The 10,172-nt window shown below is 45.1% G+C and carries 5 protein-coding genes; 2 read left to right on the top strand and 3 right to left on the bottom strand.

Annotated features, from left to right (window positions below):
• The 3 genes from PSI17_RS08790 to PSI17_RS08780 all read right to left on the bottom strand — a co-directional run.
• Positions 1 to 4,301: hemagglutinin repeat-containing protein (locus tag PSI17_RS08790; RefSeq protein ID WP_273551628.1), on the bottom strand; the 4,301-nt coding region annotated here is incomplete at its 3' end.
• A 125-nt stretch (positions 4,302 to 4,426) separates the two neighbouring features.
• On the bottom strand, positions 4,427 to 6,097 hold the full coding sequence (locus tag PSI17_RS08785; RefSeq protein WP_273551627.1) for a ShlB/FhaC/HecB family hemolysin secretion/activation protein: 1,671 nt from the start codon (positions 6,095 to 6,097) through the stop codon (positions 4,427 to 4,429).
• A 627-nt stretch (positions 6,098 to 6,724) separates the two neighbouring features.
• Positions 6,725 to 7,243: an Hcp family type VI secretion system effector gene (locus tag PSI17_RS08780; RefSeq protein WP_047963887.1), complete on the bottom strand. Its 519-nt coding sequence runs from the start codon at positions 7,241 to 7,243 to the stop codon at positions 6,725 to 6,727.
• 930 nt (positions 7,244 to 8,173) lie between these two features.
• Here PSI17_RS08780 and tssB point away from each other — a divergent pair.
• The gene (gene tssB / locus PSI17_RS08775; RefSeq protein ID WP_273551626.1) at positions 8,174 to 8,671 is read left to right on the top strand and encodes a type VI secretion system contractile sheath small subunit; all 498 of its coding nucleotides are present in this window, start codon (positions 8,174 to 8,176) and stop codon (positions 8,669 to 8,671) included.
• 20 nt (positions 8,672 to 8,691) lie between these two features.
• On the top strand, positions 8,692 to 10,170 hold the full coding sequence (gene tssC / locus PSI17_RS08770) for a type VI secretion system contractile sheath large subunit (RefSeq protein ID WP_273551625.1): 1,479 nt from the start codon (positions 8,692 to 8,694) through the stop codon (positions 10,168 to 10,170).
• The last annotated feature ends 2 nt before the right edge of the window (positions 10,171 to 10,172 follow it).

Below are 10,172 nucleotides of genomic sequence, written 5' to 3'. Positions count from 1 at the left end.
ATGGAATCCGGCACATTAATCCCTAAGTTTTTGCCCTGATCGTAGCCCGCGACAGATTGTTGATTAATGTGCGGGGTATTCAATGCAACAGAACCTTGTGCGCTGTCAATTTTGCCGCCCACTAAGTTTGTTGTGCCAGAAACATCCAGATTAACCCCTTGAATGCCGGTCAATGTGGCTTGTTGACCGACGGCTTCCCGGTCTAGCGTATCGTAATTGCCTTTGAGTTTGCCGTTGAACCCTTTGAACGTGGCTTGCAGTTGATCTTTCAAACTTGGTGCCTTACCTTCGGTTTTCGCGTTGCCAGCAACTGCGGTTTCAGTTGGGGCAGTGGTTGCCGCAGGAGCAGCCTGTTTAGCCGGATCATCCCCTTTGACGGTTTTGCTATAACCTAAGCCGGCATCCAGACCGACATTCAGGCTATGGGTGCTGTCTTTGCGGCTTTCAACATTGAAATTGCCGCCGACTTTGCCTGTTACCTGATCCGCCGTCACATTCGTGCCTTTGAGTGAAGTCTCTCCCGCACTGGTCAGGCTGACATTGCCACCGGAAACCTGAGCGTTATGGTGAGTGGTTTGATCCAGTTGGTTGACACCAAATTTCAATTCACCACCAATGTCATACTTGTTGTCGATGATTTTGTTCGCCGGATCGTCGGTTGCAGCAGCATTACCTGCCGCACCTTTACCCCCTTCATTTTTGCGGGCGGTGGAGGACATCCCCCCTTTAGCTTTAGCGCTGACGTTCCAACCATTGGCGTTGGCCGTATCTTGAGCCGAAGTCAGGTCGATTTTTCCACGCTGTGCCGTTAAATCAACCTGTTTGCCGGAGACATTGGCACCTTGTAACGCCAGATTATTGCCTGCATGCAGATTGGCTTCTTGCCCGCCCGTGATATTGCTGGTTTGCGCTGTCGTCGTGCTTTGATTGTCGGTGTGATAACCACCCCCGAGGCTACCACTGAAGTTCTTTTTGTCAGGGGTCGTTCCCACGGTCAGGGAAACCTCGCCATTGTAACCATTGCTTTGTTTCTCAGTGCGATCAGTGGCTTGATTGAATTGGATATTGCTGCCCGCATCAACGTTGACTGAACCTTTACCTGCATTCATTGAAGTGCCTTGGTAACGGGCATCTCTGGTCACCTGAACCTGAATGCCGTTTTGGGCGTTGAGGCTGCCGGTCACTGCGCTGGTATTGTTGTCGGACGTTTCCTGATGGCTGCCACTGCCGTTGCCACTGACGGCGATATCGGCCATCGTTTTGGTGTAGACGCGCAAGTTGGCATTGCCCGTGGTGTCAGCGGTATGCGTGTTTTGGCTGTTGGTTGCAGCTTCACTGGTATGGCTGCCCGCCGTCAGCGAGACACTGCCTTTATCGGCTTGGTATTGTGTGCCTTGATCATAGATATCACCGTTTGTTGTGACCTTGACATCGCCAGCCTTGATCGTCGTCACTACCGCATTGGACTGATGGTTGTTGGTGTAGCGGCTGTTGCCATTCATCGCCAGTTCAATACCGACATTAGGCGTATCCGTCTTGCTGATGGCGGTATCCAGTTTCTTATCGGCGGCAGCCTTGGCGGTTTTTTCTACCGGGCGGGTGGTTGCACTGTAATCGGCCGTCCCGCTGATCTCACCACCGACCTGTAATTGGTGGGTTGAACCGGATTCGGTATTGGCGGTTGCCACATTTTTAACGCGGCCGGCATTGGCCTGATAGGCACCTTGCACTTGATGGTTCGTGCCCTGTTGCTTCAATTCCCCCAAGGCATTCAGCTCAAGGTTGCCGGTCACTTGGGTTTTTGCTATCTCTGCCGTTGTTTGGCCTTGGGATTTCCCATCGCGGTTGTAGGTTCCCTCAACACCACTACCGAGCTTATCCATGCCGCCGGTCACAAACACGCTGCTACTCAGTTTTTCTTGTGAGGTTGAGGTTGAAGTGCTGTTTTCTCCCGCCAGCAAGGCAATGTTATCCCCGGTAATTTTCGCATCGCCTTGGGTTGTGACCAATTTAGTGCCCGTCACGGTGACATTTTTGCCGGCATTGACGGTGAGATTGCCGCCATTCAGTTCTGCTGGTTGTTGGGTTGTGTTTTCATCTTGCTGTTTATCGAGCGTGTGATGAAAACCCACACCCGCACGATATTGTTTATCTTTCATCTCCTTGGCGTAATATTGCAAATCAAGGTTGGTTTTTTCCTGTTGGTGCTGATTTTTCTCACCATAATTCAGGATATTGATATTGCCTGACGTATTCAGTTGCAGTTCGCCGGCACTTTTTGCCAGACTGCCGATGACATTGATGTCTTTATTACTGAGTAATTTCAGGTCGGCATCGGAAATCAAATGACTACCGGAAGATTTTTGCGCCTTATTGTGCTCTTGGTTGGTATTTTTGGTGATATTGAAGACGGTTCCTTTTCTTTCATCCACCTCTTTATACGTGTGGCTGACCGCGTTATCGATAGTTAATTGTCCATCATGGGCTGCAACATAGGCCCCTTGTTGGGCTTTGACTTTGCTGCCCGTAATGGTGACACCATTTGTGCCGGTCAGCAGCAGGTGCCCGCCCGCTGTCACTTCGGAAATATGATGCGTTTCAGATGTATCGCGGTTATCTTTCTTGCTGCCACCCGCAACACCCCCCCAATAGGTTTTGTCTTTGGCAAAGGACTGATCGTCAACAAGGGATTGAACGCGAATACTGGCTTGCTGATCCGCCGAAATAATCAGGTTTTTACCCGCGCTGATGCGAGTTCCGATAATGTCAGCATTACCGCCGGCCTTGATACCTAAATCGCCGCCTGCGCTCAATTCATTGCCGGTACTGTTCTGCTTGGTATCGGACTTTTTCCAGTTACCCGTTTGCAATGACGCAGTATGGTTCTTTTGATAGCCCTCCTCGGAAGTCATTTCGGATTCCACCAGACTCGCCAGTTTCACCTCTTTCCGGGCAGAGACGGACAACTGGTTTCCGGCGTTGATCTTACTGGCAAGAATTTCAGCATTGCCTTCACTGGCGGTCAGATGAACATTTTCACGCGCTTTGAGGGTATTGCCTTCGTACTGCGTTTTTTCATTCTTATGGGTGACATCATACTGCCAAGAAATTTTCCATTGATCGTTGGTGTTATGGTCAAGCTGGTGAAGCTGTTGGCCATCCAATTTCAGGTTGGCGCCGGTCAGTTTGACATTATCCCCGTCAATGTCAGTTGCCATTATGTGATTGTTTTGTTTGGCAACCAGTGTGATGTTCTTACCGGTTAATTGAGTACGGGCAATGGATTCGCTGACTTGCTTATGTTCGGTATAAACACCACTGAAGGTGCCCTGACGATTATTATTGCCGGTACTGTCTGATGAGGCGTGATTCAGTCGTCCCTGAGACAGCACATTGTTGCCTTGCAAACGGATATCGCCGCCTTTCAGGTTAGCGGCTTCCAGTTTGACATCACCGTGAGACTCAATCTCTATGCCGTTATCGGCGGTCATTTTGCCTTGCAGGTTGACGCCGTTTCCTTCTGCGGTGTTCAGCAGACGAATGCGTCCGGCCTGCATACTGCCGAGATAATAACTATCGAGGGCACCCGGATTTGCGGGTTGTACCTCAAGGATACTGCCATCGGCCGAAATCTTGTTATTCCCCGTCGTGATATTGAGGGCCTTGGGGGTGATCACTTGGCCATTAACGTCAATTTTGGGGGCAATCAGATTCAGCACATCCTTGTGGGATAAGCCGTTGTTTCTGATATTCAGGGCATTCAGGTTATCAAAGGTGCTGAAATTTTGCAGAACCCCATTTTCCACCAGCGGATTACCGACCACCAACGATGCCTGATTGGTATTGATAAAACCACAGCCGTTACAGGTGATACCGTTAGGGTTTGCCAGCACATAATCGGCAGCGATACCAAATACTTCCTGTTCGCCGAACAACAATGAAGGGTTACGGCTGATCACTTCATTTAAGATCACACTGGCAGCCTGTCCATTGAGGTTGCTGTTGGCCGATAACTCGCCTGCCAGTTGTGATGTCCCATTCTCCAAAGAGTTATTGAACACCGCTCCCATTTGATCAACGTTGAAATCCACATATTGGTTATGTGATAGCCCTGATTCGGAAGGTGCGACGATATTCACCACCGTTGCACCGGTATCTGCTTGGATAACATCCGGACTGTGTGCGGCATCACCGCCAGGGGTAATCCCGTTGGCAAAACTGACGGAACAGGTTGCCAGAATAATCGCCATAGACGCGGCGAGTTTTCCGGTGGGAGATAATTTAAATTTTTTAATTTCCATATCATTACCTTTATCTACTTTCTTTATTGCCATATGCAGCGCCCTGGGGATATGTTCCAAAAATGACTTTAGGGATCACCCCCACAGTTAACCACGGTTAAAAAAACATCAAAAAGTACCAAAAACTAAAAAGTGTAAGAGAAGCGGGTTAACAGTTGCACCGGTTCGTCCGCGCGCCTGTTTTGGTGAGAAAGTAATTTGCCCCGGCTTACCTCAACATCCGCAAACACCTTCTGATAGCGCAGCGTCAAACCGGCACTCAATCCGGCACTACTTTTCCAGCTATCCTGCCTGCGATTGCCTTTAACTTGGCCGATATCCACACCGGTACGCAGCGAAAGTGAGCCTTTGGCAATGGGGATTGAGTGGGAAAGCGTATTTCTCAGATACCAGCCGTTATCAGCCGATGACCCATTCTGGCTGAATCCTCGCACCGCATTGCGGTCGGTCAGGTTGAGCCACTCCACACCGGGCAGCCCGCTTCGGCTGTACTGCGCATAAAACTGGCTGTTGAATCGGTAAGGCACAGCAAAGAGAGTGAAACGTTGTTGTAAATTTGCTGACAGTTTCCCTTTGGTAAATTGGCGATTCAGGCTGTCTGTTGACGTTTGGGTACCAAACCACGGCATTCCCCGCTCAATGCCCATATTGAGGGAGAAAAACCCGGCAGGGAGGATTTGTAAATGCGTCACACCCAGTTCGAGAACGCTCAATGTCTGGCTACTGACACCGGTTTTTACCTCATTGAAATGGTTGTTGTGATGCTTGTAAACCAGCTGGGTATTCAAGGTGCTGATTTGCGATTGATTGCGATGAAAGACCCAATCGGCACGAACGCCTGTTTGCCGTGAGTTTCCGTACAGTTTGACCGTATGTGACTGCAAACGGGGATGGCCGATATATTGGGAATAACTGTTGAATCCACTGAACGTCACGGCACCATAAGGGAGCGAATAGAACAGGGTATAGGCGCGATTGTATTGCGTATCAGGTTTATCAACGGTAGTGACGCCGCTGAGGCTGACAAAGTCAGATAATCCCAATGGGCTATCAACGCTGGCATTGAGCCGGGTGATCCATTTACCGGTACTTTTCTGTCCATAATTATCGGTGGTGGTGGTTATTCTCCACGGGGACGCATGCCGGTTGTGCAGCTTGACGATGGAACCCCCATTCACGGTGCCGGGGAGAATATCGAGTGTCGTTTTATTGGATTGCAGGCGATTTGCCTGATCCAATCCTTGATCAAGCTGATTCAGGTTGAGAGGTTTATTTGCCAAATGCGGGAAGAGTGTCTGGCTATTGACCCAGCGGTCACCGCCTTCTATCGCCTCGACAAAACCTTCAACCACATTGATCCCCAGTTCGCCATTCGCATTAGGGGGAATAAATTGTACCCGTGCCGTAATGTAGCCTTTGGCAATATACAGGTTGATGAGTTCCGCTGATAACGTGTTAATGTCATTGTTGGTAATACAGCTATCAGGCAGGGCACTGAGGGTATTCAAATCCTTCAGGGAAAGTAAGGTAATACCTTGAAGATAAACCCCACTGATAGCCAAACATGGCGCTGTTTCCACCAGCACGGGGGAGACAGTCTGTGGTGTAACGCTATCCGTGCGATTAATTAATCCTTGGTGGCGGCGTTCTTCAATTAATTGGTCTATTTCCCGTGAACTATCCTGTAACGTTCTTCTTGCTTCATCTGTAGGAAAGGCAGGCGTCAGCGCGTCAGGCGATGCGCTTACCTGAAATGCTGTACATAATAAGATAAAGATTGTCGTCCTTTTAATCATGGGATACCCAAATGACAATAGTTGATGGGAAATGTATCGTGTTGGGTTAGGTTTAAACTTCCTAGTTTATTAATTAAGCATTAGAGCATAGAAAATATTTTATGTTGCTCTGATTAGCGATTATTTTTTGTTAAAAATTATCATCTTTTTTTATAAATTTATCTTAGTGATTTATAATAATTCATTTTAGTTATGTTTTATCCCGATATGTCAGCGATAAGTAAAATTCAATTTTGGTTAATCAATATTTCAGCATATTGATGAGGCAGAATGAGAAACCTTGCCGTATTTTGAGCTTTTTATTTAAAAATTTCACTTATGGTGTTGTGATAAAAGGTATTCAGGTGAAGGATATGCAAAACGCAATAATAGGTTTTTTTTAATCGGACAGTTTGATTGTACATTAATCATTCATGTAATTATAAATTTATCCATCTTTATTTATTATGAAAATAATTACTCTATGAAAATCTGACGGTGGGGAAAAAACCATAAAAACAAATATAGAAGAGAAAAAGAGGAATTAAAGTAAATTGGCAGGGGTTTTAAGATGTATCTGATTGATTCAGCCAATGAATAATATTCATTGGCTGAAAGATGATGACTTAATACTTAATGAATAAGATATTAAGCAACAATCGGCGCACGCCAGTCGTCAGAACCAGAAGTACCCGCAGTAGTGTGTTCCCACTCAATCTTACGATAAGAAAGAGAAACACGAACTAATTGAGTGAATTCTGATTTTGCTGGATCTTGGCAGTGTGGCATTTTGCAATCGATATCAACGATAGTTGAATCGACCAGTTTAGTAGTAAAGAAATGTTCTTGTTTGCCTTCGATTGAAGTACGGTACCATTTCAATTCTACAGTAGTCAGCATTTCGCCGGAAGCCAGTGCGTTGTAAAGCAGGGGAACGGCTTTATTCAATGCAACGGTAAAGCGGAATGGCTTGTGCGCACGCTGGCCAGAAGGTTGTCCAGACTGTGGATCAGTTGGGACAGTGACAATGTGGTCAAATTCTTGAACCAGCATTTCGTCTTCGTGGCCTTGAACAAAGATATTACCCACGGATTCAGCAGTGAATGCGCCAGCAGTAATATTGCCCTGAGTTTTACCATTGATGGAAATATAACATGGAGTTGGCATATGAATATCCTATAAAAAGTTACCAATATAAGTGTAAGTGTTCATTCCTTGCGTGATTATTCCATTTATTGACTAAATGAAATTTTCGCTTGCCAAACACTCGGGGCGAATAATAAAGCTGAAATTACCTAATGCAAAGACATTTGAAAAATGCAACACGTACGCTAATTCAATGACAAATAAAAATTTTATAATCATTGCCGTTGTGAAATTTATGGCTGATTTTTTATAAAAGATAAGTCTATTTAACTGGTTTAAAAATGAGCTTTGATTTTTTAGTTTATTTAAATTATTGATATTAAATGACTTTTATTTTTTCGCTTAAATATTTATTATGATCATCTAAAAAGTGTTATCTAGATCATAAAAATGAAAATAATTTGGATTGTTATGGTAAATAATTAATCAAGATAAAATAAAAAATGATATTGACGATGATAATTAATAACAGATCGGAAGGTTGTGTTTTATTCAGTTGAAGATGAAAAATATTTCTTTTACTGCAAATTATAGAACATGGTTTTGCATACTCTTACAGAGAGTAAAACCAAAGTTTTCTCTCTTTGTAGAGGAAAAGAATTTTTATAACTTGCTATCAACGGAGATAAAAAGATTAAACGCTGGAATAGAGGTCTTTATCAATTTGTGTTTTGGCTTTACATCAAAAAAATAAAATGTCAAACTCGAACTTGACGATTTTTCGTATCAATGTTATTTCCACGATGGGATAGGGTATATCTGATTATTTAACTATATGTTGATATAAATGTTGATATAAAACTATTCGTACCTGCAAATATAGTTGTCTTCTTTATCTTATTTTTTAGGAAGATTTTCTGTATTTATTATACAGGTAAACATTGGAGTCATTCTCTCACCAATAATGGGTTGTTAGACAGTTCATGGTTGTATTAGCTAAAGGATTCAAATATGAGTAAGAATAGTCCAGGTAGCGTAGCGCCGAAAGAAAGAATTAATATTAAGTATGTTCCTAATACGGGTGACCAGACCGCAGATGTTGAATTGCCTCTGAATCTTCTGGTTGTTGGTGACTTGAAAGGAAAAAGCGAAGATACGCCAATTGAAGAACGGCAGGCAGTTTCTGTCAATAAGAACAACTTTAATGCCGTAATGAATGAAGCGAACATCAATCTGACTTTTAACGTTCCTAATCGCCTCGATGAAAAAAGCGAAGAAGATCTGTCAGTTAATCTGGAGATAAAATCCCTGAGTGATTTTTCGCCAGATAATATCGCGAAGAAAGTCCCTGAATTAAATAAACTTCTCGAACTTCGTGAGGCATTGGTTGCATTAAAAGGTCCATTGGGAAATATCCCTGCTTTTCGTTCCCGTTTGCAGTCACTGCTGGATGATGAATCCGTTCGTGAGCAACTCCTGAAAGAACTTGAAATCGTCAATAAAAAATAACTGGTTAAAGGAATTTTTAAATGGCTCAGCACGAAGAAAACAGCACCGCGATCGCATCTGGCGCAACGACCTCCTTGCTTGATGAAATAATGTCCCAAGCGAGAATGACGCCGGAAAATGACGGCTACTATATTGCTAAACAAGGTGTTGCCGCGTTTATCGGCAGCATTTTGGATACGGGTTCAAACGAAGAACCCATCAACAAGTTGCTCGTTGATAAAATGATCGTTGAGTTGGATAAAAAACTTAGTGAGCAGATGGATGAAATTGTGCACGCTAATCAGTTCCAGGAGTTGGAATCTTCCTGGCGTTCACTGAAAATTTTGGTGGAACGCACTGATTTCCGTGAAAACATCCAAATCAACATCCTTCATGCGACTAAAGATGAGTTGTTGGAAGATTTTGAATTTTCCCCTGAAATTATTCAGTCTGGCTTCTACAAACACGTTTATTCCGCAGGCTACGGTCAGTTCGGTGGTGAACCTGTTGCTGCCGTCATCGGTAACTACGCGTTCAGCAATACGACGCCTGATATTAAACTGATGCAATATGTCAGTTCGGTAGGTGCGATGGCCCATGCGCCATTCTTGTCTTCCGTGTCACCGGAGTTCTTTGGCATTAACAGCTTTACCGAGTTGCCTGCCATCAAGGAACTGAAATCCGTCTTCGAAGGTCCTTCACATACTAAATGGCGTGCACTGCGTGAGTCTGAAGATTCACGTTACTTAGGTTTGACCGCACCACGTTTCTTGCTGCGTCTGCCGTATTCCAGCGTTGAAAACCCAATCAAGAACTTCAACTATCAGGAAAATGTCAACAGCGACCATGAACATTTCTTGTGGGGTAACACAGCGTACTTGCTGGCTAGCTGCCTGACTGACAGCTTCGCTAAATATCGCTGGTGTCCGAACATCATCGGTCCACAAAGCGGTGGTGCAGTCAGCGATCTGCCCGTTCACCTGTACGAAGCCATGGGCCAAGTTCAGGCGAAGATCCCGACTGAAGTGCTGGTCACTGACCGTCGTGAATTCGAATTGGCAGAAGAAGGCTTCATTACTCTGACCATGCGTAAGGGTAGTGATAATGCCGCGTTCTTCTCTGCAAACTCGGTTCAGAAACCCAAAGTGTTCCCAAATACCCGTGAGGGGAAAATTGCGGAAACCAACTACAAGTTGGGCACCCAGCTTCCATACATGTTCATCATCAACCGTCTGGCTCACTACATCAAAGTGTTGCAGCGTGAACAGATCGGCGCTTGGAAAGAGCGTCAGGATCTGGAACGTGAACTGAACATGTGGCTGAAACAGTACATTGCTGATCAGGAAAACCCACCTACTGATGTTCGTAGCCGTCGTCCCCTGCGTGCCGCTGAGATCAAGGTACTGGATGTTGAAGGCGATCCAGGCTGGTATCAGGTTTCGATGCAGGTTCGCCCGCATTTCAAGTACATGGGGGCAAGTTTCGAACTGTCTCTGGTTGGACGTTTGGATAAGGAATAATC

The sequence above is a fragment of the Xenorhabdus sp. IM139775 genome, assembly GCF_028598745.1.
Taxonomy (GTDB): Bacteria; Pseudomonadota; Gammaproteobacteria; order Enterobacterales; family Enterobacteriaceae; genus Xenorhabdus.
This window is presented reverse-complemented; position numbering and strand designations above follow the sequence as displayed.